The organism is Streptomyces sp. NPDC006610 (genome assembly GCF_040611575.1).
GTDB lineage: Bacteria > Actinomycetota > Actinomycetes > Streptomycetales > Streptomycetaceae > Streptomyces.
This window is the reverse complement of record NZ_JBEXOP010000004.1, coordinates 106629-131579: the sequence shown is the minus strand read 5'-3', so window position 1 is coordinate 131579 and position 24951 is coordinate 106629. Positions and strand designations below refer to the sequence as shown.

26 protein-coding genes are annotated in these 24951 nt (G+C 73.5%); 20 read left to right on the top strand and 6 right to left on the bottom strand.

Going from position 1 to position 24951, the window contains the following annotated elements:
* The first annotated feature begins 117 nt into the window (after positions 1 to 117).
* The 5 genes from ABZY13_RS04975 (at position 118) to ABZY13_RS04955 (ending at position 5372) form a co-directional block, all read left to right on the top strand.
* Complete coding sequence (locus ABZY13_RS04975) at positions 118 to 1548, top strand: NAD(P)H-hydrate dehydratase (protein WP_356627471.1); 1431 nt, start codon at positions 118 to 120, stop codon at positions 1546 to 1548.
* Between the two features lie 99 nt (positions 1549 to 1647).
* Positions 1648 to 2826 carry an alanine racemase gene (gene alr / locus ABZY13_RS04970; RefSeq protein ID WP_356627470.1) on the top strand — a complete coding sequence of 393 codons (1179 nt, stop codon included), beginning with the start codon at positions 1648 to 1650 and terminating at the stop codon, positions 2824 to 2826.
* Positions 2827 to 3240: 414 nt separating this feature from the next.
* The gene (locus ABZY13_RS04965) at positions 3241 to 4494 is read left to right on the top strand and encodes an alpha/beta hydrolase (protein WP_356627469.1); all 1254 of its coding nucleotides are present in this window, start codon (positions 3241 to 3243) and stop codon (positions 4492 to 4494) included.
* Entirely contained in the window at positions 4460 to 4972 is a 513-nt protein-coding gene (tsaE, locus tag ABZY13_RS04960) for a tRNA (adenosine(37)-N6)-threonylcarbamoyltransferase complex ATPase subunit type 1 TsaE (RefSeq protein WP_356627468.1), read from the top strand. The genes ABZY13_RS04965 and tsaE overlap by 35 nt, the downstream gene beginning before the upstream one ends.
* Positions 4973 to 5198: 226 nt before the next feature.
* On the top strand, positions 5199 to 5372 hold the full coding sequence (locus ABZY13_RS04955) for a hypothetical protein (RefSeq protein ID WP_356627467.1): 174 nt from the start codon (positions 5199 to 5201) through the stop codon (positions 5370 to 5372).
* Between the two features lie 181 nt (positions 5373 to 5553).
* On the opposite strand, the gene ABZY13_RS04950 is transcribed toward ABZY13_RS04955, so the two are convergent.
* On the bottom strand, positions 5554 to 6093 hold the full coding sequence (locus ABZY13_RS04950) for a hypothetical protein (RefSeq protein WP_356627466.1): 540 nt from the start codon (positions 6091 to 6093) through the stop codon (positions 5554 to 5556).
* Between the two features lie 166 nt (positions 6094 to 6259).
* On the opposite strand from ABZY13_RS04950, the gene tsaB reads away from it, so the two are divergent.
* From tsaB to ABZY13_RS04910, 8 genes are all read left to right on the top strand, one after another.
* Positions 6260 to 6913: a tRNA (adenosine(37)-N6)-threonylcarbamoyltransferase complex dimerization subunit type 1 TsaB gene (gene tsaB / locus ABZY13_RS04945; RefSeq protein ID WP_356627465.1), complete on the top strand. Its 654-nt coding sequence runs from the start codon at positions 6260 to 6262 to the stop codon at positions 6911 to 6913.
* Between the two features lie 35 nt (positions 6914 to 6948).
* A complete protein-coding gene (gene rimI / locus ABZY13_RS04940) occupies positions 6949 to 7431 on the top strand; it encodes a ribosomal protein S18-alanine N-acetyltransferase (protein ID WP_356627569.1) in 483 nt (160 codons plus the stop codon).
* On the top strand, positions 7424 to 8509 hold the full coding sequence (gene tsaD / locus ABZY13_RS04935; protein WP_356627464.1) for a tRNA (adenosine(37)-N6)-threonylcarbamoyltransferase complex transferase subunit TsaD: 1086 nt from the start codon (positions 7424 to 7426) through the stop codon (positions 8507 to 8509). Before rimI ends, tsaD begins: the two co-directional genes overlap by 8 nt.
* A complete protein-coding gene (locus ABZY13_RS04930; protein WP_356627463.1) occupies positions 8506 to 8778 on the top strand; it encodes a hypothetical protein in 273 nt (90 codons plus the stop codon). The genes tsaD and ABZY13_RS04930 overlap by 4 nt, the downstream gene beginning before the upstream one ends.
* A 1068-nt stretch (positions 8779 to 9846) precedes the next feature.
* Positions 9847 to 10902: a LacI family DNA-binding transcriptional regulator gene (locus ABZY13_RS04925; protein ID WP_356627568.1), complete on the top strand. Its 1056-nt coding sequence runs from the start codon at positions 9847 to 9849 to the stop codon at positions 10900 to 10902.
* Between the two features lie 266 nt (positions 10903 to 11168).
* Positions 11169 to 12224 carry an LCP family protein gene (locus ABZY13_RS04920; protein ID WP_356627462.1) on the top strand — a complete coding sequence of 352 codons (1056 nt, stop codon included), beginning with the start codon at positions 11169 to 11171 and terminating at the stop codon, positions 12222 to 12224.
* A gap of 137 nt (positions 12225 to 12361) precedes the next feature.
* Positions 12362 to 12718: a YciI family protein gene (locus ABZY13_RS04915; protein WP_356627461.1), complete on the top strand. Its 357-nt coding sequence runs from the start codon at positions 12362 to 12364 to the stop codon at positions 12716 to 12718.
* A 101-nt stretch (positions 12719 to 12819) separates the two neighbouring features.
* Positions 12820 to 14211 carry a sigma-70 family RNA polymerase sigma factor gene (locus ABZY13_RS04910; RefSeq protein ID WP_356627460.1) on the top strand — a complete coding sequence of 464 codons (1392 nt, stop codon included), beginning with the start codon at positions 12820 to 12822 and terminating at the stop codon, positions 14209 to 14211.
* Here the strand turns inward: ABZY13_RS04910 and ABZY13_RS04905 are convergent.
* A complete protein-coding gene (locus tag ABZY13_RS04905) occupies positions 14144 to 15331 on the bottom strand; it encodes a class I SAM-dependent methyltransferase (protein ID WP_356627459.1) in 1188 nt (395 codons plus the stop codon). The two genes, ABZY13_RS04910 and ABZY13_RS04905, sit on opposite strands and share 68 nt — an antisense overlap.
* 90 nt (positions 15332 to 15421) lie before the next feature.
* Here ABZY13_RS04905 and ABZY13_RS04900 point away from each other — a divergent pair, with 90 nt between their 5' ends.
* The 4 genes from ABZY13_RS04900 to groL all read left to right on the top strand — a co-directional run bounded on the left by ABZY13_RS04900 (position 15422) and on the right by groL (position 19393).
* Positions 15422 to 16363, top strand: coding sequence for a polysaccharide deacetylase family protein (locus tag ABZY13_RS04900; protein ID WP_356627458.1), 942 nt, complete (start codon positions 15422 to 15424; stop codon positions 16361 to 16363).
* Positions 16360 to 17061: a polysaccharide deacetylase family protein gene (locus ABZY13_RS04895; protein ID WP_356627457.1), complete on the top strand. Its 702-nt coding sequence runs from the start codon at positions 16360 to 16362 to the stop codon at positions 17059 to 17061. The genes ABZY13_RS04900 and ABZY13_RS04895 overlap by 4 nt, the downstream gene beginning before the upstream one ends.
* A 267-nt stretch (positions 17062 to 17328) precedes the next feature.
* The gene (groES, locus tag ABZY13_RS04890; RefSeq protein WP_014178834.1) at positions 17329 to 17637 is read left to right on the top strand and encodes a co-chaperone GroES; all 309 of its coding nucleotides are present in this window, start codon (positions 17329 to 17331) and stop codon (positions 17635 to 17637) included.
* Positions 17638 to 17764: 127 nt separating this feature from the next.
* Positions 17765 to 19393, top strand: a complete 1629-nt coding sequence (groL, locus tag ABZY13_RS04885) for a chaperonin GroEL (RefSeq protein ID WP_356627456.1) — start codon at positions 17765 to 17767, stop codon at positions 19391 to 19393.
* Positions 19394 to 19682: 289 nt separating this feature from the next.
* Here groL and ABZY13_RS04880 read toward each other — a convergent pair whose 3' ends face one another.
* A complete protein-coding gene (locus tag ABZY13_RS04880) occupies positions 19683 to 20048 on the bottom strand; it encodes an NYN domain-containing protein (protein WP_356627455.1) in 366 nt (121 codons plus the stop codon).
* A 203-nt stretch (positions 20049 to 20251) separates the two neighbouring features.
* Here ABZY13_RS04880 and ABZY13_RS04875 point away from each other — a divergent pair, with 203 nt between their 5' ends.
* Positions 20252 to 21094, top strand: coding sequence for a helix-turn-helix transcriptional regulator (locus ABZY13_RS04875; protein ID WP_356627454.1), 843 nt, complete (start codon positions 20252 to 20254; stop codon positions 21092 to 21094).
* Complete coding sequence (locus ABZY13_RS04870) at positions 21091 to 21297, top strand: DUF397 domain-containing protein (RefSeq protein WP_356627453.1); 207 nt, start codon at positions 21091 to 21093, stop codon at positions 21295 to 21297. The genes ABZY13_RS04875 and ABZY13_RS04870 overlap by 4 nt, the downstream gene beginning before the upstream one ends.
* A 79-nt stretch (positions 21298 to 21376) precedes the next feature.
* On the opposite strand, the gene ABZY13_RS04865 is transcribed toward ABZY13_RS04870, so the two are convergent.
* From ABZY13_RS04865 to ABZY13_RS04855, 3 genes are all read right to left on the bottom strand, one after another.
* The gene (locus ABZY13_RS04865; RefSeq protein WP_356627452.1) at positions 21377 to 22237 is read right to left on the bottom strand and encodes an alpha/beta hydrolase; all 861 of its coding nucleotides are present in this window, start codon (positions 22235 to 22237) and stop codon (positions 21377 to 21379) included.
* A 174-nt stretch (positions 22238 to 22411) separates the two neighbouring features.
* Positions 22412 to 23119, bottom strand: coding sequence for an ester cyclase (locus ABZY13_RS04860; protein ID WP_356627451.1), 708 nt, complete (start codon positions 23117 to 23119; stop codon positions 22412 to 22414).
* 72 nt (positions 23120 to 23191) lie between these two features.
* On the bottom strand, positions 23192 to 23965 hold the full coding sequence (locus ABZY13_RS04855) for an SDR family oxidoreductase (RefSeq protein ID WP_356627450.1): 774 nt from the start codon (positions 23963 to 23965) through the stop codon (positions 23192 to 23194).
* Between the two features lie 39 nt (positions 23966 to 24004).
* On the opposite strand from ABZY13_RS04855, the gene ABZY13_RS04850 reads away from it, so the two are divergent.
* Positions 24005 to 24934 (top strand): LysR family transcriptional regulator, encoded by a 930-nt coding sequence (locus ABZY13_RS04850; protein WP_356627449.1) that lies wholly within the window; start codon positions 24005 to 24007, stop codon positions 24932 to 24934.
* The last annotated feature ends 17 nt before the right edge of the window (positions 24935 to 24951 follow it).

The window sequence follows — 24951 nt, the reverse complement described above, 5'->3', positions numbered from 1 at the left end:
CGGCGCACACGGCGGCGTACGAAATTTTTCCGAGAAACGTGAATCCGGAAGCAGAACGAGAAACGTGCTTCCGGGAGCCGTCCCGGAAGCAGAAGGAAGCACGGGAGACCCGGTCATATGCGGACTGCTTACGGCGTGGAGACGGTCAGGGCGGCCGAGCGGGAGCTGATGGCGCGGCTCCCCGAGGGAACGCTGATGCAGCGCGCCGCGGCAGGGCTCGCCGCCGCCTGCGCCGACCTGCTCGGGCGGGTGTACGGCCGGCGGATCGTGCTGCTGGTCGGCAGCGGCGACAACGGCGGTGACGCGCTGTACGCCGGCGCGCGCCTGGCCCGGCGCGGGGCGGGCGTGGCGGCCGTCCTCCTGACGCCCGAGCGGGCGCACGCGCCGGGGCTCGCGGCCCTGCGCCGCGCCGGGGGCGTCGTCACCGCCGACGGCGAGGCGGCGATCGGCCGGGCGGACCTCGTCCTCGACGGGATCGTCGGGATCGGGGGCAGGGGCGGGCTGCGGGCCGAGGCCGCGCCGCTCGCCGAGGCCGCCGCGCGGTCGCGGGCCGTGGTGGTCGCCGTGGACCTGCCGAGCGGGGTCGACGCGGACACCGGCGAGGTGCGGGGGGCCGCGGTACGGGCCGACGTGACGGTGACGTTCGGGGCGCACAAGCCGGGGCTGCTGGTCGATCCCGCGCGGGAGTACGCCGGGTCGGTGCGGCTGGTCGACATCGGGCTGGCGCTGCCGGGGGACGCCGCCGTGCTGGAGGCGCTCCAGCACGCGGACGTCGCGCGGCTGCTGCCGGCGCCGGGGGCCGAGAGCGACAAGTACCGGCGGGGCGTCGTCGGCATCGCCGCCGGGTCGGCCCGGTATCCGGGCGCCGCCGTCCTGGCCGTCTTCGGGGCGTTGCGGGGCGGGGCCGGGGCCGTGCGGTACGTGGGTCCCGCCGCGGACGCGGTGATCGCGCGGTTCCCCGAGACGCTGGTGTCCGACCAGGGGCCGAGGCGGGCCGGGCGCGTGCAGGCCTGGGTCGTCGGACCGGGCGCCGGGGACGACGCCGGCACCGTCGCCGAGGTCCTCGCCGAGGACGTCCCGGTGCTGGTCGACGCCGACGGACTGCGGCTGGCCGACGCCGGCGTCGTACGGCGCCGCAGCGCACCGACCCTGATGACCCCGCACGCCGGGGAGGCGGCGGCGCTGCTCGGGGTGAGCCGCGAGGAGGTCGAGGGCGCCCGGCTGGCGGCCGTACGCGAACTGGCGGCACGCTACGGGGCGACCGTCCTGCTCAAAGGCTCGACCACGCTGGTCGCCGGCCCCACCGCGGGCGCCGTACGGGTCAACGCCACGGGCACGCCCTGGCTGGCCACGGCCGGCAGCGGCGACGTGCTGTCCGGGCTCGCCGGGTCACTGCTGGCCGCGGGGCTTTCGGCGCGGGACGCGGGCAGCGCGGCGGCCTACCTGCACGGGCTCGCGGGGCGGTACGCGGCGGACGGGGCGCCCGTGGGGGCGCACGACGTGGCGGGGGCGATCCCGGAGGCCTGGCGGGACGTGCGGGCGGGGTGAGGGACGGGGCCGGCCGTTCCGCCGGTCGGTAGCGCGTGCGCAACGTCCGGGTCCGAGCGCTCGGACGGGCCGTCCGGCGGCTCTGAGACACTGGGCGCGATGAGTACGACAGCACCACCGGCGAGCGGCACCCTCCGGGCCCGTGCCGAGATCGATCTGGGCGCGTTGCGGGACAACGTGCGAACCCTGCGCGCCCTCGCGCCCGGCGCGGCGTTCATGGCCGTGGTGAAGTCCGAGGCGTACGGCCACGGCGCGCTGCCCTGCGCCCGGGCGGCCGTCGAGGCGGGCGCGACCTGGCTCGGCACGGCCACGCCCGAGGAGGCGCTCGCGCTGCGGGCGGACCCCGGGCTGCCGCCGGACGTGCGGATCATGTGCTGGCTGTGGACCCCCGGCGGCCCCTGGCGGGAAGCCGTCGACGCCGGCCTGGACGTGTCGCTCGGCGGGACCTGGGCGCTGCGCGAGGTCACCGAGGCCGCGCGACAGGCCGGCCGGACCGCCCGCGTGCAGCTCAAGGCCGACACCGGGCTCGGGCGGGGCGGCTGTCCGCCCGGCGCCGACTGGGCCGAACTGGTCGCGGGCGCGCGGGACGCCGAGCGCGCGGGACTCGTCAGCGTCACCGGCCTGTGGTCCCACTTCGCCTGCGCCGACGAGCCCGGGCACCCCTCCATCGCCCGCCAGCTCGCCCTCTTCCGGGAGATGACGGCGTACGCCGAACAGCAGGGCCTGCGTCCCGAGGTCCGGCACATCGCCAACTCGCCCGCCACCCTCACCCTCCCCGACACCCACCTCGACCTCGTCCGCCCCGGCATCGCCATGTACGGCCTCTCGCCCAGCCCCGCCCTCGGCGCCCCCGCCGACTTCGGGCTGCGCCCCGTCATGACCCTGTCGGCGTCGCTGGCGCTGGTGAAGCGAGTCCCCGCCGGACACGGCGTCAGCTACGGCCACCACTACGTCACCCCCGGCGACACCACCCTCGGCCTCGTCCCCCTCGGCTACGGCGACGGCGTCCCCCGGCACGCCTCGGGCAGCGGTCCGGTCCTGATCGGCGGCAAGTGGCGGACCGCCGCCGGACGCATCGCCATGGACCAGTTCGTGGTCGACCTCGGCGGCGACGAACCCGGCGAGGGCGCCGAGGCCGTACTCTTCGGACCCGGCGACCGGGGGGAGCCCACCGCGGAGGACTGGGCGCAGGCGGCCGGGACGATCGCGTACGAGATCGTCACCCGCATCGGAACACGCGTCCCCCGCGTGTATGTGAACGGGCAACGGGACGGGTAACCCGGAGAGGGGCGGCGGCGTCACCGGGGCCGCTGCGGTGATCGGCGTCGAGCTTGGCGGGTGCCGGTGCCGGTGCCGGTGCCGGCGTCGGTTTCGGTGCCGGTTTCGGTGCCGGTTTCCGTGCCGGCTCCGGTGCCGTGTCGGTGTCGGTTCGGTGAGACTCCGGGCGTGTTCCGGTGGCGAGGCGAATCGTGGTGACGTCGCGGGTTCTGGTGACGTTGCGGGTCCGGTGGGAGCGGCGGGGTTTGGTGGGGGCGGCGGGTTTCGGTGGCGGGCGGGTTCACGTGGAGGCACGGCGAGTGCCCGGGGCGTTGCGGGTTCTCGCGGCGTCGCGGTTTCCGGTGGCGTGGCGGGTCCCCGTGGCGGGGCGGGTTCGGGTGACATGGTGAAGACCGGTGACATGAGGAGCGGTACGTGAGCGAGAGCAGTGCGGACGGCGTCGCGGACGCCGCCGCGGTCGTCGCCGCCGCCACGGGGGCGGCCGGGGGCTGGCGCCGGGCGACGGGCATAGCGGGGGCCGCGATCGGCGTGCTCGCCGCGGGGGCCGCCGCCGGGGTCGCCATCGAGCGGATGACCGTCGGACGCGGCATGCGGCAGAAGGCCCGCCTCGCACTCGACTCGGCCGGCCCCTACGGCACCCTGCGCGGTACCCCGGGCCGCGCCACCGCCGAGGACGGCACCGAGCTGTACTACGAGGTCGACGACGTCGAACCCGAGGCCGAGGCCCAGCAGGCGCCACGCCGCCGCCGGCTGTTCGGCCGCAAGGCCCCGGCCCCCGTCACCGTCGTCTTCAGCCACGGCTACTGCCTCGCCCAGGACTCCTGGCACTTCCAGCGCGCGGCGCTGCGGGGAGTGGTGCGCACCGTCCACTGGGACCAGCGCAGCCACGGCCGCTCCGGACGCGGGGTCGCGCAGGTCCGGGACCGGGCGCCGGTCACCATCGACCAGCTCGGCGGCGACCTGAAGGCCGTCATCGACGCCGCCGCGCCCGAGGGGCCGATCGTGCTCGTCGGGCACTCGATGGGCGGCATGACGGTGATGGCGCTGGCCGCTGAGTACCCGGAGCTGGTGCGCGAGCGGGTCGTCGCGGTCGCGCTCGTCGGCACGTCGTCCGGACGGCTCGGCGAGGTCAACTTCGGACTGCCCGTCGCCGGCGTCAACGCGATACGGCGCGTACTGCCCGGCGTGCTGCGGGCGCTCGGACAGCAGGCGGAACTGGTGGAACGGGGGCGTCGGGCCACCGCCGACCTGTTCGCCGGGATCATCAAGCGGTACTCGTTCGCCTCGCGGGACGTGGACCCCGCCGTCGCGCGGTTCGCGGAGCGGATGATCGAGAGCACGCCGATCGACGTGGTCGCCGAGTTCTACCCGGCGTTCACCGAACACGACAAGACCGAGGCGCTCGCCCACTTCGCGGACCTGCCGGTGCTGGTGCTGGCCGGGGTGGACGACCTCGTCACGCCCAGCGAGCACAGCGAGGCCATCGCCGGGCTGCTGCCGGACGCCGAACTGGTGCTGGTCCCGGACGCCGGGCATCTGGTGATGCTGGAGCACCCGGAGGTCGTCACCGACCGCCTCGCCGACCTGCTCACCCGCGTGGGGGCCGTGCCGGCAGGGGCTACCGTGGGTGGCTATGGAAGCACCAGCGGCACCGCACAACCCGGCTGAGACCGAGCTGATCGTCCACTCTCCCGAGCAGATGCGCGAACTGGGCCGCCGGCTCGCGCGTCTGCTGCGCGCCGGCGACCTGGTGATGCTCACCGGCGAGCTGGGCGCGGGCAAGACGACCCTGACCCGCGGCCTGGGCGAGGGCCTCGGCGTGCGCGGGGCGGTCACCTCGCCGACCTTCGTGATCGCCCGCGTCCACCCCTCCCTCGGCGACGGTCCGCCCCTGGTCCACGTCGACGCCTACCGGCTGGGGGGCGGTCTGGACGAGATGGAGGACCTGGACCTCGACGTCTCGCTGCCGGAGTCGGTGATCGTCGTGGAGTGGGGCGAGGGCAAGGTCGAGGAGCTGACCGACGACCGGCTCCACGTCAGGATCCACCGCGCCGTGGGGGACACCACGGACGAGGTGCGGCACGTGACGCTGACGGGGGTCGGCGAGCGGTGGGGCGGGGCGGAGCTGGGAGGGCTTGCGGTCTGAGGCCGGCGGGTCGGCAGGTCGGCAGGTCGGCAGCCCGGTAGGTCGGTAGGTGGGTCCGAGGGGGAGCCCGACCCCGGCAGCACCCGTCCCACATTCCGACAATGCGTCGGCAAGATATTGCGCCGGGCGGGCCGGGCGTGGTCACATGGTACCCAGCCCGTAGTTAGGTGTACCTAAGTAGCGTGCATCTGGCCGCGCCCGCCCCCGGACCCTTCAGGAGGCGTCCATGCCGACCCCCACGGAACGCGACGAGCCCCGCATCCTCCCCGGGTTCTCCATGAGCGATCTGCTCGCCTCCTGCGCCGCCGCGACCACGGTCTCGACGCCTCCGCGGGCGCCGGAGCCCATGACCCCGGTGACCGCGAAGCCGGATCCGGCCCCGCACCGCGAGGCCGCGTAGCGCGACGCAGCGCGCCCGCGCACGCCGTCCGTCCGCGTGCCCCGCGTGCGCAGCCGTCCGCGTCAACCTTCGTGCGCAACCGTCCGCGTCAACCGGCCGTGCGCAACCGGCCGGATCCAACCTGCCCCCGCCCAACCTGCCCGTCCGCGACCACCCTCCGGGAACCGTCCAGAGCCCCGCCTCACCGGATCACGACCACCCGCCGCCCGATCGTCGCGAACCTCCACATCGCGTCGCCGTCCGCGCGCGTCTCGCGGATGCCGCCCGTCTTCGCCGACGGGGCGGGCGCGGGCATCGAGCCGTCGACCGCCGCGCTGAAGCCGACGGCGACGCCCTGCACGGTCGCGAAGCGGACGACGTGCTCCACCGGGACGCCGTCCGAGCCCGTCACCGCGCCCGAGCGGGACGTGACCGTATAGGCGCCCGGCGCCGGATCGACCGTGCCGGGGGCCACCCGGAACGTACGGCGGACCCGGTTGTCGCCGCCGACCAGCCACACCCGGTCGTCGTCCAGCGAGTACACGACCCGGGTGCCCCGGCCGGTGCCTGCCGGGAGGGCTTCGGGGCGCTGTTCGCTGCGCGGCGCCTTCGCGACGACCGCCGCCGGACGGTCCCCCGTCCGCGCCGGGGCGGTCCCCGACGCCTGGTGGGCGAGGAGGGCCACCGTGGTGAGGGCCGCCGCGGTGAGCCCGGTGACGAATCCTGCGCTGCTGCCGGCCACGAACGCCCACCTCCGCGTCGTACGTCTGAAATATCGCGTCATGCACTCGGGATATCCCGAATGCTCGATATGTCGGAATATTCGGTGACGGTAGGTGACCGTAGCAGCCGGGGGGACCTCGGACCGGGCGGGCGTGCGGGGGGCGCGGGAGCCGTAGGCTGTTTGCGTGCTCTTGCTCGCTCTTGATACCGCCACCCCCGCCGTCACCGTCGCCCTCCACGACGGCCGGGACGTCATCGCCTCGTCGAGCCAGGTGGACGCGCGCCGGCACGGCGAGCTGCTGCTGCCCGCCGTCGACCGTGTGCTCGGCGAGGCCGGGCTGAAGCTGGAGGCCGTCACCGGGATCGTCGTGGGCATCGGTCCCGGCCCGTACACCGGGCTGCGCGTCGGGCTGACGACCGCCGACACCTTCGGGCTCGCGCTCGGCGTTCCGGTGCACGGCGTGTGCACGCTGGACGGGCTCGCCCACGCGGCCGGGCTCCGGGAGCCCTTCGTCGTGGCGACCGACGCCCGGCGCAAGGAGGTCTACTGGGCGCGGTACGCCGACTCGCGCACCCGGCTCACCGACCCCGCCGTCGACCGGCCCGCCGACATCGCCGCCGAGGTCCGGGGCCTGCCCGCGGTCGGCGCGGGAGCGCTGCTCTACCCGGACGACTTCCCGGTCGCCCGCGAGCCCGAGCACGTCTCGGCGGCGGCCCTCGCGGAGCTGGCCGCCGAGCGGCTGGCCGCGGGCGGGGAACTGCCCGCGCCCCGGCCGCTGTACCTGCGCCGGCCGGACGCCCAGGTGCCGAAGAACTACAAGGTGGTCACCCCCAAGTGACCGGACCCGCACCCGAGACCCCCGTGCTGCGTGAGATGCGCTGGTGGGACATCGACCCCGTGCTGGAGCTGGAGAGGGCCCTGTTCCCCGAGGACGCCTGGTCGCGGGGGATGTTCTGGTCGGAACTGGCGCACGCCCGGGGCCCCGAGGCGACCCGGCGGTACGTCGTCGCCGAGCGGGACGGCCGCGTCGTCGGGTACGCCGGGCTGGCCACCGCCGGCGACATCGGCGACGTCCAGACCATCGCCGTGGCCCGCGAGCTGTGGGGCAGCGGGCTCGGCGCGCGGCTGCTGACCGAACTGCTGCGGGCCGCGACCGCCTTCGAGTGCACCGAGGTGCTGCTCGAGTGCCGGGTCGACAACGTCCGGGCGCAGAAGCTGTACGAGCGGTTCGGTTTCGAGCCGATCGGCTTCCGGCGCGGCTACTACCAGCCGGGGAACGTGGACGCCCTGGTGATGCGGCTGACCGACCCCTCCCTCTCCCTCCACGGAACGCAAGGAACCGAGATCAATGGCTGACGAACCCCTGGTCCTGGGGATCGAGACCTCCTGCGACGAGACCGGCGTGGGCATCGTCCGCGGCACGACCCTGCTGGCCGACGCCATCGCCTCCAGCGTGGACGAGCACGCCCGCTTCGGCGGCGTCGTCCCCGAGGTGGCGTCACGGGCGCATCTGGAGGCGATGGTGCCGACCATCGACCGCGCGCTGAAGGAGGCGGGGGTCTCGGCGCGGGACCTGGACGGCATCGCGGTCACGGCGGGCCCCGGCCTCGCGGGCGCGCTGCTGGTGGGGGTGTCGGCGGCGAAGGCGTACGCGTACGCGCTGGGCAAGCCGCTCTACGGGGTGAACCACCTCGCCTCGCACATCTGCGTCGACCAGCTGGAGCACGGGCCGCTGCCCGAGCCGACGATGGCGCTGCTGGTGTCCGGCGGCCACTCCTCGCTGCTGCTGTCCGCGGACATCACCTCCGACGTCCGCCCGATGGGCTCCACCATCGACGACGCGGCCGGCGAGGCCTTCGACAAGATCGCCCGGGTGCTGAACCTGGGCTTCCCCGGCGGCCCGGTCATCGACCGGTACGCGCGCGAGGGCGACCCGGCGGCGATCGCGTTCCCGCGCGGTCTGACCGGCCCGCGCGACCCGGCGTACGACTTCTCCTTCTCCGGCCTGAAGACGGCCGTGGCCCGCTGGATCGAGGCCAAGCGGGCGGCGGGGGAGGAGGTGCCGGTGCGGGACGTGGCGGCGTCCTTCCAGGAGGCGGTGGTGGACGTACTCACCCGCAAGGCGGTGCGGGCGTGCAAGGACGAGGGCGTCGACCATCTGATGATCGGCGGCGGCGTGGCGGCCAACTCCCGGCTGCGGGCACTGGCCCAGGAGCGGTGCGAGGCGGCCGGCATCCGGCTGCGGGTGCCGCGCCCCAAGCTGTGCACGGACAACGGCGCGATGGTCGCGGCGCTCGGCGCGGAGATGGTCGCGCGGAACCGGGCGGCGTCGAGCTGGGACCTGTCCGCGGACTCCTCCCTGCCGGTGACGGACCCGCACGTGCCCGGCCACGACCATGTGCACGAGGTGAGCAAGGAGAACCTGTACCCGTGACCGTCGCGCTGATGTGGGAGGCCCGCGCGGTGGAGGGCCGGGGCGCCGAACTCCTGGCCTGGGCCCGGGCCCAGCACCTACCCGGCGCCGGGCCGCTGCGCCGGGAGACCTTCCGGGCGCCGGGGGACCGCGTCCTGGTCATCACCTGGTGGGACGCGCCGTACGACGCCGACCTGCCCGAACTGCCGGAGCCGGACGGGGAGCTGGTGACGCGGGCAGTGCACCGGTGGCGGTTCGAGTCGGTCGGGCGGGACCGAGGGCAGGACTGAGGGCGGGACCGAGGCCGGGTCTTCACGGCCGTTTCGCGCCGAAGGCACTCCGGCTCCCTTGAGTTCGCCTTTCGTCGTGCGCGCATGCGTCACCTGCGTATCGCAGTGACCGGGGACAGGCCAGGACACCCCGAGGTACAGGTCCGCCCGAAGACCCCGAGACCGGGCGCGGCCTGCCGATCGTCAACGCCTCCAACGATCACGCACCGGCACATGGGCACTCGCCGGGACCGGGCATCAAGGGGCACGGCATCGCGATCGGGCAGAACGGCAAGCCGCGCGACGCCGACGTCCAGCTGACCCGGGAACAGCAGCGCGTCGTCGACGACAATCCGAGGGAGATCCGCAAGGCCATCAGAAAGAGCATGGCCGCTCACAGAATCGCCCGTGCCAATGGCTGCTGACCGCTCGGACCTGGAGTCCGCCGTCCTGGGGATCGCCCGTCGCACCGGCGTGGAGCCCGGAGATCTCTCCGATGAGCACGTGCGCTGGGAGGTCTGTCTGCGGGCCATGGAATCACCGGCCGAATGGGGGCCGCTGCGGGAGACGGTCGGGCTGGAGCCCGAACCGTCGGTCGCCGTGTCCGTGGTGCTGCGGATGGTCGAGCGGGTTTCGGCAGCGGAGCGGCTCGGCTGGGCCGAGCGGATCGCCAAACCGGCGCAGAAGCGTGCCTTCGCCGTTCAGCGCGTACGGGACCTGCGGGTCCTCGAACACGTGAGCGGCGAGGTCGGGGCGGCATACGCTCTCGCCGACGACGAGATCAGGCACTGGTCCGACTGGCTTCAGCGGCGCGCCGCCGAGCAGTCGACCTCGACCGGGGTCCTGGAGCAACTGAGCCGGGACGGGCGGACCAAGCGTGTCCGGCACCAGGCCGCCGAACGGTTGCGCGCGCTGCGGCGGCACGGCCGAAGGGGTGACGGACTCACCGCTGTCGGTGGCCGGGCGTTCACGTGTTGGCCACAGGGACGCCGACCGCCGTCGAATCTGTCGATAGAACTGCCGAATATTGCGACAAGTCGGCGTATTCGGGGGGTCCCCCCGAACGCGCACGGAGATACGATCGCCGCCATGACTCCCGCCGAACCCGCAGAAGCCCCGACGGCAGGGCGGACCGCTCAGACCGCCACGCTTGCCGAAATCGCCCGTGAGGCCGGCGTGTCCGCGCCGACTGTTTCGAAGGTGCTCAACGGGCGGGCCGACGTCGCCCCGGCCACCCGCAGCCGGGTCGAGGAGCTGCTGCGCTCGCACGGGTACCGGCGGCGCCGGGCCGAGGCCTCCCGGTCGCCGCTCATCGACCTCGTCTTCCACGAACTGGAGAGCGCCTGGGCGATGGAGGTCATCCGCGGCGTGGAGAACGTCGCCCGGGACGCCGGACTGAGCGTCGTGCTGTCGGAGAGCGCGGGCCGGCTCACTCCCGGCCGCACCTGGGCCGACCAGGTCGCCGCCCGGCGCCCGCACGGCGTGATCCTCGTGCTGTCGGAGCTGGACGACGCCCAGCGCGCCCTGCTCACCAGCCGCTCGATACCGTTCGTCGTGATGGATCCGGCCGGCGACCCGGGCACCGACGTGCCCTCGATCGGCGCCACCAACTGGCAGGGCGGCCTCGCCGCGACCCGGCACCTGGTGGAGCTGGGCCACCGCAGGATCGGCGCGATCAGCGGACCCTCCCGGATGCTGTGCAGCCGCGCCCGCGTGGACGGCTACCGGGCCGCCCTGGAGACCGCGGGGCTGCCCGTGGACACCGGCCTGATCAGGTCCGGCGACTTCCACCACGAGTCCGGCTACCGGCTCGGCCTGGACCTGCTGCGCCGCCCCGACCGGCCCACCGCCGTCTTCGCCGGCAACGACCTCCAGGCGCTCGGCCTGTACGAGGCCGCCCGCGAGCTGGGGCTGCGCATCCCGGAGGACCTGAGCGTGGTCGGGTTCGACGATCTGCCGGTGGCGCACTGGGTGGGCCCGCCGCTGACGACCGTGCGCCAGCCGCTGACGGAGATGGCCGAGGCGGCGGCCCGGCTGCTGCTGGAGCTGGGGCGGGCCGAGCCGAACGCCTCCGCGGGGGCGACCCGGGTCGAACTGGCGACCAGCCTGGTGGTGCGCAGCAGCACCGCCCCGCCGCCGCGGTGACGGCCATGGCCGAAAAGTGACCCATTGACGGGCGGTGCGGCGGGGCCGAGACTCTCCGAGGTCCTTTCGGTTGCACCATCGAATGTTTCGGAGGCGCCCGCCCGCCGCCCACGGTGACCCTGGGCTGAGGGCGGCCCCGGGACGGGACGAGAACCGCCTTCGCACCGCCCTCGCACCGGCCGTCGAATGAAGTTGAATATGAGATTTTCCGAAGAAAAGACGGCCCGGCATCCCCGCCCGTAATAATTCGGACTTACGTTCCTCATGTGAAGGGACGTGACGAACACGGGGGCGAGGGCGGGACGGTGGGCCGGCGGCCGGGACTCCTGAAGGCCGCCGGCCTCTCCCTGGCCGGCGTGCTGGTGCTGGGCGCCGCGGCCGGCGGCTGGATCTACTGGCGGCTCAACGACAACATCACCAGCGTCGACATCAACAGCGCCCTCGGCGACGACCGTCCGCCGAGGCCCGTGATCACGCCGGCCGCGACCTCCTCGGCCACCCCCTCGCCGGTCCCCGGCGAGGCCCTGAACATCCTGGTGCTGGGTTCCGACTCCCGCAGCGGCGCCGAGAACCGGGCCCTCGGCGGCGGCGACAGCACCGGCGCGCGCTCCGACACGGCGATGGTCGTGCACCTCGACCCCGGACGCACCGGGGCGACCGTCGTCAGCATCCCCCGCGACACCCTGGTCACCCGCCCGTCCTGCCCGCTGGAGTCCGGCGGGGCGACGCGGCCGGCCCAGCACGCGATGTTCAACAGCGCCTACGCGGTGGGCGGCCCGGTGTGCGCGGTGAAGACCGTCGAGACGATGACCGGCGTCCGCATGGACCACTACATCGAGATCGACTTCGCGGGGTTCGCCCGGCTGGTCGACTCCCTCGGCGGCGTCACCGTCACCCTCGACCGGGCGATCGACGACGACCTGAGCCACCTGCACCTCGACGCGGGCACGCACCGCCTGGACGGCGAGCAGGCGCTCGGCCTCGCCCGCACCCGGCACGGCATCGGCGACGGCAGCGACCTGGGCCGCATAGGCCTCCAGCACCGGCTGGTGCGGGCCCTGCTGGAGCAGATCGCCGCGACCAGCCTGTTCACCGACCCGGCCCGGCTCTACCAGGTCGCCGACGCGGTCACCGGCAGCCTCACCACCGACACCGGCCTGGACTCGCTGGGCGAGCTGGTGGGCCTCGGGGAGAGTCTGCGGGATCTGCCGGCGCAGGCCGTGGAGACGGTGACGATGCCGGTGGTCCCGGCGCCCTGGGACGCCAACCGGGTGGTGGCGGACGAGCCGGAGGCGGGGGAGCTGTGGGAGGCGCTGCGGTAGGGGTTGGAGGGGGCCGCGGCGGCACGGCGAGAAAATCCTCGGGGAATTCCGGGGCGGGTGTCGATCCGGGCGTGCCCCGTTCGACGCAGGGGTGAGAGGCGGGGAACGGACCCCGCCCCCACCCTGAAGGAGTCACCATGCCCCGTTTCCTCATGCTCATCGAGCTGGACGAGAACAGCATCGCCCCCGGGGTCCCCAGCCCCGAGGTCCACCGGCGGATGGGAGAACTGCTGGAGGAGATGACCAGGGCCGGCGTGCTGCTCGACACCGCCGGGCTGCAGCCGTCCGCGCAGGGCACCCGGGTCCGCACGGAGGGCGGCCGGATCACCGTCGTCGACGGGCCGTTCACGGAGACCAAGGAGGTCGTCGGCGGCTACGCGTTCCTGCAGTGCAAGGACAAGGCGGAGGCCGTCGAGTGGTCCAGGCGGTTCCTGGCCGCGCACGGCGAGGAGCTGACGTTCCAGCTGGAGGTGCGGGAGGTCGAGGAGGGCTGAGCCTCCGGCGCCCGCCGACCCCGCCCGTGCCCGGCCGCCGTGCCGCCCCGGCCCCGTTGCTCCTTTGCCGGGGCCGTCGTACGGGTGTCGAATGGGGGGCTGTGAGGTCACCGCAGCCGTCACCACGGCCCCCCGACGACGACCCGCCCGGCACGGCCGCCGCCGCTGCGGCCCACGTCCGCCGCAGTGTCGAGGCCGTCTTCCGGATCGAGTCGCCCCGCGTCATCGCCGCCGTCGCCCGTGTGGTCCGGGACGTCGGCATCGCCGAGGAACTGGCCCAGGACGCCCTCGTCGCCGCCCTGGAGCGGTGGCCGCGCGACGGCGTCCCGGACAACCCCGGCGCCTGGCTCACGGCCACCGCCCGCAACCGCGCCGTCGACCTGGTCCGCCGCCGGGAGACCTACGCCCGCAAGCTCACCGAGATGGGCCGCGGCCTGGAGCCCGCGCCGCCGCCGGAGGAGCCCGCCGACCCCGAGGACATCGACGACGACCTGCTGCGGCTGGTCTTCACCGCCTGTCACCCGGTGCTGTCCCCGCAGGCCCGCACCGCGCTCACCCTCCGGCTGCTCGGCGGCCTCACCACCGCCGAGATCGCCCGGGCCTTCCTCGTGCCGGAGCCGACCGTCGCCCAGCGCATCGTGCGCGCCAAACGCACCCTGGCCGCGAAGAACGCCGCCTTCGAGGTGCCGTACGGCCCCGATCGCGAGGCCCGTGTCGGCTCCGTCCTCGACGTGATCTACCTGATCTTCAACGAGGGCTACTCCGCCACCGCCGGCGACGACCTGCTGCGCCCCGGCCTGTGCGAGGACGCCCTGCGCCTGGCCCGCGTGCTGTCCGGCCTGATGCCGAAGGAGCCCGAGGTGCACGGGCTGGCCGCGCTGCTGGAGTTCCAGGCCTCCCGCACCGCCGCCCGCACCGGCCCCGACGGCGCGCCGGTCCTGCTGAAGGACCAGAACCGCGCCCGCTGGAACCGCCTGTTCATCGCGCGCGGCGTCGCCGCCCTGGAACGCGCGGGAGCCACCGCCTCCGGCCCGCCCGGCCCGTACGTCCTCCAGGCCGCCATCGCCGCCTGCCACGCCCACGCGCCCGCCTACGAGGACACCGACTGGGCGCGGATCGCCACCCTCTACGGGATGCTCGCCGCCCGCGCGCCCTCCCCGGTCGTGGAACTGAACCGCGCGGTCGCCGTCTCGATGGCCGAGGGCCCGGCGCGCGGCCTGGAGATCGTCGACGCCCTGACCGCCGAGCCCGCCCTGCGCGGCTACCACCTGCTGCCGAGCATCCGCGGCGACCTGCTGGCCCGCCTCGGCCGTACGGCCCAGGCGCGCGCGGAGTTCGAGCGGGCCGCGGCGCTGGCCGGGAACGAGCGGGAGCGCGAGTGGCTGCGGGCACGCGCGCGTGCGCTGGCGGCCGACCCGGAGGCGCCTACAGGGGCCGCTGGGCCTGCGCGGGGTGCCCCAGGAGCATCGCCGGGGCGCCCGCGACGCGGGTGAGGAACACGGTCGCGGAGTGCGGGCCGTGGCCCTTCGGCAGCACCTTCCTGCGCAGTTCCTCCGGCTCCACGGCCGAACCCCGCTTCTTCACGGTGAGCACGCCGACCTCCCGCTCCCGCAGCAGCGCCTTGAGCCGCTTCACGTTGAAGGGCAGCCGGTCGGTGATCGCGTAGGCGGTCGCGTAGGGGGTGGGGCGCAGTTCGTCGGCGGTGACGTAGGCGATGGTCTCGTCGATGAGGCCGCCGTCGAGGTCCTCGGCCGCCTCGGCGACCAGGTGGGCGCGGACGACGGCGCCGTCGGGCTCGTAGAGGTAGCGGCCGACGGGGCGCACGGGCGGGTCGGGCAGGGCGCGGGAGCGCAGGGAGCGCGGGCCGGGCAGGAGGGTGGCGCGGATCAGCCCCGGCTCGGTGCCGAACCACAGCACCGCCTCCTTCACGTCCCCGCCGTCCGAGATCCACTCCGCCTCGGCGGCGTCGGGGACGGCCTCGTGCGGGATGCCGGGGGCGACCTTCAGCGCGGCGTGCGGGGCAGCGGCGGCGGCCCGGACGGCCCAGGACAGCGGGGGCGAGTAGGCCTCCGGGTCGAAGATCCGCCCACGCCCGCCGCGCCGCGCCGGGTCCACGAACACGGCGTCGTACGGGGCCGTGTCGACCTCGGTGACGTCGGCCTCGCGCACCTCGATCAGGTCGGCGAGCCCCAGCGCCTCGGCGTTGGCCCGCGCCGCCGCGGCCGTCAGCGGGTCCCGGTCGACGGCGAGCACCCGGATGCCCGCCCGCGCGAGGGCGATCGCGTCGCCCCCGATCCCGCAGCACAGGTCGGCGACGGAGGTCACGCCCAGCTCCCTCATCCGGCCCGCCCGGTACGCGGCCACGCTCGCCCGCGTCGACTGCTCCACCCCGTTGGGCGTGAAGAACATCCGCCCGGCGTCCTCCGCCCCGAACTTCGCCGCCGCCCGCTGCCGCAGCCGCGCCTGCCCGAGCGCCGCCGACACCAGCTCGGCGGGGTGCTCGCGCCGCAGCCGGGTGGCGACGGCGAGTTCCTGTGCGGGGTCCGTGCCGCGCACCTCGTCGAGGAGGGCACGGCCTTCGGGGGTCAGCAGCGGGGCGAGAAGGTCGGTCACCGGGTCATTGTCGGCCAGTCGGTGGATGGTGCGCCTCCGGCGGCGGTGTCGGGCGGGTGCCGGGGGCGGCGGCTGCGAGGATCCGACGGCATGGGAGTAGTCGTACAAAATGACAAAAAGAGGGCACGGCGTACGGCGGTGAGGGCCGCGATCGCCGCCTTCGCCGGCGCGGCCATCGCCGCCGGCTGCGCGCCCGGAGGCGCCGGGGACGCCGAGGTGGGCCCGGCCCCCGCCCCGGGCCGGCAGGCGCCCCTGAAGGCCCCGCCCGCCCGCGCGCTCGACGCCTACGCGGGCCGCCTCCAGGCCGAGCACACGGTCCGCGCGGCCGCCGCCAGGCGCTGGAACCTGAAACGCGTCCCCCTGCGCGCCCCCGCGCCCCCGGCCAGGAAGCCGCTGATCAGGACCCGCGAGGGCTTCGAGGTCGACGACCACCGCGAGCTGAACCTGCCGCCGGTCTTCACCACCGTCCCCACCGACCGCAAGGTCGTCTTCCTCACCATCGACGACGGCGCGGAGAAGGACCCCGAGTTCCTGCGCATGATGCGCGAACTGCGCGTCCCCTACAGCGCCTTCCTCAGCGACTACCTGGTCAAGGAGGACTACGGCTACTTCAAGCGGATGCAGTCCGGCGGCGTCGCCCTGCACAACCACACCCTGCGCCACCCCTACCTGCCCGGACTGTCGTACGCCGAGCAGAAGCGCGAGATCTGCGGCATGCAGGACGTCATCGAGAAGCGCTACGGCAAGCGCCCCGCCCTCTTCCGCCCGCCCTTCGGCAACTACAACCGGGACACCCTGCGCGCCGCCAAGTCCTGCGGCATCACCCACGTCCCCCTCTGGAACGAGGAGGTCTTCGCCGACCGCTGGGACTACCGCGAATGGGACCGCCGGCTGCGCCCGGGCGACATCGTCCTCAGCCACTTCCGGGGCCGCGACGACTGGAAGGGCACCATGCCCGACATGATCCGCCGCTTCCTCGACAAGGTCACGGCCGAGGGCTACGCGGTGGGCCGCCTGGAGGACTACCTGTGAGCCACCGCCGGCGGGCGGCCGTGCTGCTCCTGGCCCTCCTGTGCGGCTGCACCCAGCCCGTCGCCCCCGACGGCCGCCCCGCGCGCGGCGACCACCCGGCGGGCCACCGGCGCCTGCCCCCGGTGGTCGACCACGTCCCCACCCGCGATCCGGTCGTCTTCCTGACCTACGACGACGGCGCGGAGAAGGACCCCCGCTTCGTCGCCATGGTCCGCGAACTGCGGCTGCCCGTCAGCATGTTCCTCACGGACAGCGTCGTGGGCCCGGGCTACGCCCACTTCGCCCGCCTGCGCGCGGTCGGCGCGACCCTCCAGAACCACACCCTCGACCACACCGCCCTGCGCGGCCTGCCCTACGCCGGCCAGCGCGCCGAGATCTGCGGCCAGCAACGCAAACTCCGCGCCCGCTTCGGCGTCCGACCGCACCTCTTCCGCCCGCCGCACGGCGCCTACGACCGCACCACCCTGCGCGCGGCGGCCGACTGCGGCATCACGGCGGTCGTCCTGTGGCGCGCCACGATGCCGTCCGACACCCTGGCCTTCCGCTCCGCCCCGGCCCGCCTCCGCCCCGGCGACGTCGTCACCCTCCCGTCGGCGGACGCCGCGTCCCCGCCCCTGCACGAACGCACCAGATCGCTTCTGCGCGAGATCCGGAGGGCGGGGCTGAGGGTGGCCCGCCTGGAGGACTACGTGAGGTGACACCGAAGGCGGCCTCCGGGTCGACGCGAGCGCGAACGCAGGGCGCCCGGGAAGCCGTCGGTCGCCCGGGAACCCCGCGACGCGCCGCACGGCATTGGCACTCCGCTTGACCGAGTGCTAACCGCAGTCATAGTCTCAGGTCTGGCACTCCCCCCAGGAGAGTGCCAACAACGCGACGGGCAGGTCCGGCACCCGCGACGACGGATCGACCTGGTCGCCACCTCAGACAGTTAACCCCGTGAGATCTCCGAAGGGGGAGGTCGGATCGTGACGACCGCCAGCTCCAAGGTTGCCATCAAGCCGCTCGAGGACCGCATTGTGGTCCAGCCGCTGGACGCCGAGCAGACCACGGCCTCTGGCCTGGTCATTCCGGACACCGCCAAGGAGAAGCCCCAGGAGGGCGTCGTCCTGGCCGTGGGCCCGGGCCGCTTCGAGGACGGCAACCGCCTTCCGCTCGACGTCTCCGTCGGCGACGTCGTGCTCTACAGCAAGTACGGCGGCACCGAGGTGAAGTACAACGGCGAGGAGTACCTCGTCCTCTCGGCCCGCGACGTGCTCGCGATCATCGAGAAGTAGTTCACCCGGCACCACCCGAGGCACCTTTGCTTCCAGCTGCGCCCCTGGCCCCCCGCGACCCATAAGAAGCCGGGCGCCCGGGGCGCAGTTTCTTTACCCCTGACTTTCCGAGAGGGCTCCCGCTGCCATGGCGAAGATCCTGAAGTTCGACGAGGACGCCCGTCGCGCCCTCGAGCGCGGCGTCAACAAGCTCGCCGACACGGTGAAGGTGACGATCGGCCCCAAGGGCCGCAACGTCGTCATCGACAAGAAGTTCGGCGCTCCCACCATCACCAACGACGGTGTCACGATCGCCCGCGAGGTCGAGATCGAGGACCCGTACGAGAACCTCGGCGCCCAGCTCGTCAAGGAGGTGGCGACCAAGACCAACGACATCGCGGGCGACGGCACCACCACCGCCACGGTCCTGGCCCAGGCGCTGGTCCGCGAGGGCCTGAAGAACGTCGCCGCGGGCGCCTCCCCGGCCGCCCTGAAGAAGGGCATCGACGCCGCCGTCAAGGCGGTCTCGGACGACCTGCTCGCCTCGGCCCGCCCGATCGACGAGAAGTCCGACATCGCCGCCGTGGCCGCGCTGTCCGCCCAGGACCAGCAGGTCGGCGAGCTGATCGCCGAGGCGATGGACAAGGTCGGCAAGGACGGCGTCATCACCGTCGAGGAGTCCAACACCTTCGGTCTGGAGCTGGACTTCACCGAGGGCATGGCCTTCGACAAGGGCTACCTGTCGCCGTACTTCGTGACGGACCAGGAGCGCATGGAGGCCGTCCTCGACGAGCCGTACATCCTCATCCACCAGGGCAAGATCTCCGCCATCGCGGACCTCCTGCCGCTGCTGGAGAAGATCATCCAGACGAACGCCTCCAAGCCGCTGCTGATCATCGCCGAGGACGTCGAGGGCGAGGCCCTCTCCACCCTCGTGGTGAACAAGATCCGCGGCACCTTCAACGCCACCGCCGTCAAGGCCCCCGGCTTCGGCGACCGCCGCAAGGCGATGCTGCAGGACATGGCGGTCCTCACCGGCGCCACGGTCATCTCCGAGGAGGTCGGCCTCAAGCTCGACCAGGTCGGTCTGGACGTGCTCGGCACCGCCCGCCGCGTCACCGTCACCAAGGACGACACCACGATCGTCGACGGCGCCGGCAAGTCCGAGGACGTGCAGGGCCGCGTCGCGCAGATCAAGGCCGAGATCGAGAACACCGACTCCGACTGGGACCGCGAGAAGCTCCAGGAGCGCCTCGCGAAGCTGGCCGGCGGCGTGTGCGTGATCAAGGTCGGCGCCGCCACCGAGGTGGAGCTGAAGGAGAAGAAGCACCGTCTGGAGGACGCCATCTCCGCGACCCGCGCCGCGGTCGAGGAGGGCATCGTCTCCGGTGGCGGTTCCGCGCTGGTCCACGCCGTCAAGATCCTCGAGGGCAACCTCGGCAAGACCGGCGACGAGGCCACCGGCGTCTCCGTGGTCCGCAAGGCGGCCGTCGAGCCGCTGCGCTGGATCGCCGAGAACGCCGGCCTGGAGGGCTACGTCATCACCTCCAAGGTCGCCGAGCTGGACAAGGGCCAGGGCTTCAACGCCGCGACCGGCGAGTACGGCGACCTGATCAAGGCCGGCGTCATCGACCCGGTCAAGGTCACCCGCTCCGCCCTGGAGAACGCCGCCTCCATCGCCTCCCTCCTCCTGACGACCGAGACCCTGGTCGTCGAGAAGAAGGAAGAGGAGCCGGCCGACGCGGGCCACGGCCACAGCCACGGCCACTCGCACTGACGCTCACCGTTCACCGGTAGTGGTGGACGTCGGCCCGGCGCCCCAGGACTCCGGGGGCGCCGGGCTTCGTCATGTCCCGCCGCGCACCGCGCTCTCCGCACGAGCGGCGGCGCGGTTCCCTGTCGGGCGGGTCGCCCCGCGTGACCGCCCGGAGCGGGGGCTGCGCACCGTACCGCTTGGTAGGGCTCTACTGATCTGTCAGCTTGGTCGAGAACCCCCTGCTCGTCGCGGCGAGCAGGCGCGAGGCCCGCCACGGAGACATGGCGGGCCTCTGCTCTTGCCGGGTGTCTCAGACCCACTCCTTGGGCCGGCGCACCTCCCTGCCGTTGCCCAGCGGCACGGGGTCGGGCAACTGCGAGTCCCGAGCGGCGCCCGCCCGGATCGGCTTCATGAACGACGGCTCGACCTGTCGCAACCACCGGCTCGGCCGGTCGAACGGGTTGAGGATGCCGATGTCCACGCCGAACTCCTCCTTGACCATGCGCAGCGGCTCGCACAGATCGCTGTCATTGCTGACCAGCACGACCAGGTCGCAGTCCTTGCGGAAGGCGTCCCGGAGCATGTGCGCGGCGATGTGGACGTCGGTCCCCTTCTCTTCCGTCTTGATCACCTCGGCCGTGTTCGGGCCGCCCGGCGGCGGCTGCGCCAGGCGCATCCGGGTCGTGGACTGCAGGAACCTGCCGTAGTGGATGGAGGCACAACGGAGTTGACGAATATCCGGCGGCAGGCACGGACGACCGTCCCGGGCTGCGTTCACCCGTACGAATCAACCTGCCGGATTCCGCGGGCCGTTGACGCGGCGGCGGCCTAGTCTGCCGCCACGGAGAGTGATGGTCCGACGGCAAGGGACGGCACGGCATGGACGTGGGTGCGGACTCGGGTGTGGGCGAGGCGGAGCCGGACGCGAGCGCGCTTTTTCTGCGCTGCTTCGGCCGCCAGATGAAGCTGCTGCGCGAAGCGGCCGGGCTCACGCGGGCGCAGTTGGGCGAGCGGGTCGGGTACAGCGAGGCGCAGATCGCGGCCGTGGAACAGGGGAGGCGGATCCCGAAGCCCGAACTCATCGACGCGGTGGACCGGGAGGTCGGGGCACGGGGCGTGCTGGTGGTGATGAAGGAGGAGGTGGACCGGGCCCGGTACCCGACGTTCTTCCGCCGCTACGTACAGCTGGAGGCCGAGGCGGTCGAGCTGCACGCCTACGACAGCCATGTGATCAAGGGCCTGTTGCAGACCGAGGAGTACGCGCGGGCGGTCTTCTCCATGTGGCGCCCGCTGCTGGACGAGGAGGTCGTGGAACAGCGTGTCGCCGCGCGCATGGAGCGCAAGCGGCTCTTCGAGCGGCGCCCCGCACCGCTGCTCAGCTTCGTCATCGAGGAGCACGTCCTGCGCCGGCTCCTCGGCGGACGCGAGGTCCTCCGCGGTCAGCTGGAACAACTCCTCGTGTACGGGCACCAGCGCAACGTCGAGCTGCAGATCATGCCGACGGACCGCGAGGAACATGCGGGACTCGGCGGGCCCTTCACATTGATCCACTCGGAGAAGCAGCGCAGGATGGCCTACGCGGAGGTGCAGGGGCTGAGTTCCTTGCACACGGAACCGAAGAAGGTCAGCTCGCTGGAAGCGACGTACGGCGTTCTCAGGGCGCAGGCGTTGACTCCCCGGGAGTCCTTGGCCTTCGTCGAGAAGCTGTTGGGAGAGCTATGAAGGCAAGCAGCCCCGAGTCTGCCGCTGACGAGCTGAGTTGGTTCAAGAGCAGTTACAGCGCGGGTGACGGCGGCGACTGCGTCGAGGTCGCGGACGCCGGTACGGCCGTCCTGGTCAGGGACTCCAAGCAGCCGGAGAGGGCGCTTCTTTCCGTCGGCGTCGACGGATGGACCGCGTTCGTCAGGATGGCCGCGCGCGGCTGACACGACGATGGAGGGGCGGACGGCGACCAGCCGCCCGCCCCTCGACGTCCACCGAGGACACAGGGGACCCTTGCCGACGTCACCCGGCGAAGAAGCCCGCAAGGGAGGACGCGAGTGCTTCGGGGGCTTCTTCGGCCACATGGTGGCCGGCATCGATGCCGTGGCCGCGTACGTCCGGGGCCCACTGGCGCCAGATCTTCACCGGGTCGCCGTACAGGTCCTCGAGGTCGTCGCGGAGCGACCAGAGGATCAGTGCCGGGCACCGGATCCGTGTCCCGGCGGCGCGGTCCTCCTCCTCGTGCCGCCGGTCAATGGTGAGGCCGGCCCGGTAGTCCTCCAGCATCGCCCGCACCACGGCGGGATTTCTCGTCGCCGTGCGCCACTCGTCGTAATTCTCCTGCCCCATGCTCCGGGGATCGCCGTGGTACCAGCTGTCCGGATCGGCGTTGATGACCCGCTCGGGGATGTCCGGCTGGGCGAAGAAGAACCAGTGCCACCACTGCGTGGCGAACTCGGCCGTGATGCGGGACAGGTGTTCCGTGAGAGGCAGACAGTCGATCAGCGCCACCCGCGAGACGGCGTCGGGGCGGTCGAGCGCGAGACGCAGCGCGACACTGCCTCCGCGGTCGTGCCCGGCGAGCGCGAACCGGGCATGGCCCAGGGAGCGCATCACCTCGACCACGTCGCCGGCGACGGCCCGCTTGGAGTACCCCGCATGGTCCGCGGTGGGCGCCGGACCCGTGGACCGGCCGTACCCCCGAAGATCGGGACAGACGACGGTGAAACCGCGCCGGACGAGCAGCGGAGCGACGCGATGCCAGGTCGCGGACGTCCGGGGATGACCGTGCAGCAGCACCACCGGCGGTCCTTCCCCACCGTGGCGAACGAAGATCGACGCCCCATCGACGGCAACCCGATCGGTCTCGAAGCCCTCGAACACAGCCCGACCCTCCCCACCCTCACCGGCACAGCGCCCACGGCACCCATCGGCCCGGGACAAGCCCTCCACTCCTGCTGCCCCGCGAGGTGCCGTGGACACCACTTCCCGATGCGCGACGGCGACCCACTGCCGGCGGGCCGGGGCCGGTGGCCTGCCCCGGTTTCCGCCCCTCTCCTATCGCTCCAGCCCTTCCAAAGCCCCCAGTTGGCCCATCAGCCCCAGCCGGTCGTACTCCCACCACGCCTCGGTGATCAGGCCGTCGCCGGCGCAGCGGAAGATGGTCGTGCCGGTCATGGTGGCGTCGCGGCCCGTGGGCGGGATGCCGAGGAAGTCGCCCTTGTGGGTGCCCTTCCAGAACCAGCGGGCGCACACGCGGTCGCCCTGGGCGATCAGGTCCTCGACGGAGAACGTGAAGTCGAAGGCCGACCGCCAGCCCTCCATCTCGCGCCGCATCGCCTCGCGGCCGACGGTGTCCTGCTCGTTGGCCGGGTCGTGGTCGTGGTAGTGGTCGGCGACCAGGTCGTCCATCGGCGGCAGCTCGCCCGCCGTGGCGATCACCTCGAAGAACCGCCGCACCGTGAGCGCGTAGAGCTGTTCGTCGCGCACCACGTCCAGATCGGTGAACGTGGGCATCTCCTCGCAGAGCGCGACCATCTCCCGGAAGATCCGGTCGGTCTCCGGCAGGTTGGAGTTGCGCATCGCCTCCTCGTACGAGGGGAACTCCACGATCTCGATGAAGTGCGACGCGTCGGACCGGTCCTTTCCGATCACGCTGTGCGTCGCGGTGCGCTTGCCCCTGGTCTGTTCCACCCAGGTGTCCATCAGCCGGTTCATCTCGTCGAACCGGCTGGTCTTGCAGTCGATGACCTGTACGAATGTCATGGTGCCGCCTCCGGCCCCCCTGGGTCCGGTCGAACAGCCCCATTGTCCTACTCCGGGCCCGGCCCGCGACCGCTACTGCGGCCCGTACTTGCGCCCCGTCCGCGACGAGATGCCGCCCAGCAGGCCCCGCGGCACGACCTTCACCACGCCCATCAGCGCCTTGTACCGCGGGTCGGGAATCGACACCGTCTTCCCGCGCGCCAGATCCGCCAGCGCCGCGGCGACGAGCTTGTCGGCGTCCAGCCACATCCAGCCCGGGATGTTGTCCGTGCCCATCCCGGCCCGCCGGTGGAACTCCGTGCGCACGAAGCCCGGGCACAGCGCCATCAGCCGCACTCCGCTGCCCGCCAGGTCCCGCGCCACGCCCTGGGTGAACTGCACGACCCACGCCTTCGACGCCCCGTACGTGCCGCGCGGCACGAACGCCGCGACCGAGGCGACGTTCACCACCCCGCCGCGCCCCCGCTCGCGCATCGCCTCCGCCGCCGCCGAGGTCAGCCGCAGCACCGCCTCGCAGTGCACCTTCAGCATCCGCAGCTCGTCGGCCATGGTCACGTCGAGGAAACGGCCCTTGTTGCCGAAGCCCGCGTTGTTGATCAGCAGGTCGACCGGGCTGCGGCGGTCGCCCAGCCGGGCCGCCACCGCCTCGATGCCCTCGTCCGTGGCCAGGTCCGCGGTCAGCACCTCCGCCTCGACGCCGTGCCGGTCGTGCAGCTCGGTGGCCTGCTCGCGCAGCCGCTTGGTGTCCCTGGCCACCAGCACCAGGTCGTGCCCGTCAGCCGCGAGCCGCCGTGCGAAGGCGGCGCCGATCCCCGCGGTCGATCCCGTAATCAGAGCCGTTGTCATGGGCCAAGGGTAGTGACCGGGGTCTCGTAGGCTCGAGGGGTGATCGAAGCCCGTCATCTCCGTGTGCTGCGCGCCGTCGCCGCGACCGGTTCCTTCTCGGCGGCCGGACGCGAGCTGGGCTGCACCCAGCCCGCCGTCAGCCAGCAGATGAAGGCCCTGGAGGCGTCCGTCGGCACCCCGCTGCTCGTCCGTACCGGCCGCGAGATGCGCCTCACCCAGGCGGGCGAGGCCCTCGTGCGGCACGCCTCCGGCATCCTCGCCGGGCTCACCGCCGCCGAGGAGGAGGTCGCCGCCATCGCCGGGCTGCGCGCCGGCCGGGTGCGGCTGGTGTCCTTCCCCAGCGGCAGCTCCACGCTGGTGCCGGCCGCGCTCGCCGCCCTGCGCGCCGCGCACCCCGGAACCCGGGTCTCGCTGGAGGAGGCCGAACCGCCCGCGTCGGTGACGATGCTGCGGGACGGGGACTGCGACATCGCGCTCGCGTTCCGCTACGAGGGCGCGGGCGGCGCGCCGGGCGCGCCGGGCGCGGGGGAGACCGCTGCGGACGAGTGGGAGGACCTCGTCGTACGGCCGCTGCTCGTCGACCGGCTGGTGGGGATGGTGCCCGAACGGCACCCGCTCGCCGAGGCCGGGACCGTGGCCATCGGGGAACTCGCAGGCGAGCCGTGGATCGCCGGCTGCCCGCGCTGCCGCGGCCAGTTGGTGGAGGTGTGCGCACGCGCGGGGTTCACGCCCCGCATCGACTTCGCGACCGACGACTACCCGGCGGTCGTCGGACTGGTGGGCGCGGGACTCGGGGTGGCCGTGCTGCCCCAGCTCGCCGTCGAGTCGGTACGGCCGCGCGGGGCGCGTGCGCTCACGCTGGAACCGGCCGTACGGCGGGAGATCGTCGCCCTCACCCTGCCCGACCTGGCCCGGGTGCCGGCGGTCGCGGCCACCCTGGACGAGCTGGCGCGGGCCGCCGCGCGCTGACCGGCGTCGGCTGTGTC

Excerpts from the sequence above, each read along its gene's own strand:
- rimI (WP_356627569.1), top strand. The coding sequence starts at position 6,949 with ATGCGCTGGTGGGACATCGACCCCGTGCTGGAGCTGGAGAGGGCCCTG.
- ABZY13_RS04870 (WP_356627453.1), top strand. The coding sequence starts at position 21,091 with ATGAAGGCAAGCAGCCCCGAGTCTGCCGCTGACGAGCTGAGTTGGTTC.
- tsaD (WP_356627464.1), top strand. The coding sequence starts at position 7,424 with ATGGCTGACGAACCCCTGGTCCTGGGGATCGAGACCTCCTGCGACGAG.
- alr (WP_356627470.1), top strand. The coding sequence starts at position 1,648 with ATGAGTACGACAGCACCACCGGCGAGCGGCACCCTCCGGGCCCGTGCC.
- ABZY13_RS04880 (WP_356627455.1), bottom strand. The coding sequence starts at position 20,048 with ATGCGCCTGGCGCAGCCGCCGCCGGGCGGCCCGAACACGGCCGAGGTG.
- ABZY13_RS04955 (WP_356627467.1), top strand. The coding sequence starts at position 5,199 with ATGCCGACCCCCACGGAACGCGACGAGCCCCGCATCCTCCCCGGGTTC.
- ABZY13_RS04915 (WP_356627461.1), top strand. The coding sequence starts at position 12,362 with ATGCCCCGTTTCCTCATGCTCATCGAGCTGGACGAGAACAGCATCGCC.
- ABZY13_RS04875 (WP_356627454.1), top strand. The coding sequence starts at position 20,252 with ATGGACGTGGGTGCGGACTCGGGTGTGGGCGAGGCGGAGCCGGACGCG.
- groL (WP_356627456.1), top strand. The coding sequence starts at position 17,765 with ATGGCGAAGATCCTGAAGTTCGACGAGGACGCCCGTCGCGCCCTCGAG.
- ABZY13_RS04900 (WP_356627458.1), top strand. The coding sequence starts at position 15,422 with ATGGGAGTAGTCGTACAAAATGACAAAAAGAGGGCACGGCGTACGGCG.
- ABZY13_RS04975 (WP_356627471.1), top strand. The coding sequence starts at position 118 with ATGCGGACTGCTTACGGCGTGGAGACGGTCAGGGCGGCCGAGCGGGAG.
- tsaE (WP_356627468.1), top strand. The coding sequence starts at position 4,460 with ATGGAAGCACCAGCGGCACCGCACAACCCGGCTGAGACCGAGCTGATC.
- ABZY13_RS04860 (WP_356627451.1), bottom strand. The coding sequence starts at position 23,119 with ATGACATTCGTACAGGTCATCGACTGCAAGACCAGCCGGTTCGACGAG.
- ABZY13_RS04925 (WP_356627568.1), top strand. The coding sequence starts at position 9,847 with ATGACTCCCGCCGAACCCGCAGAAGCCCCGACGGCAGGGCGGACCGCT.
- ABZY13_RS04855 (WP_356627450.1), bottom strand. The coding sequence starts at position 23,965 with ATGACAACGGCTCTGATTACGGGATCGACCGCGGGGATCGGCGCCGCC.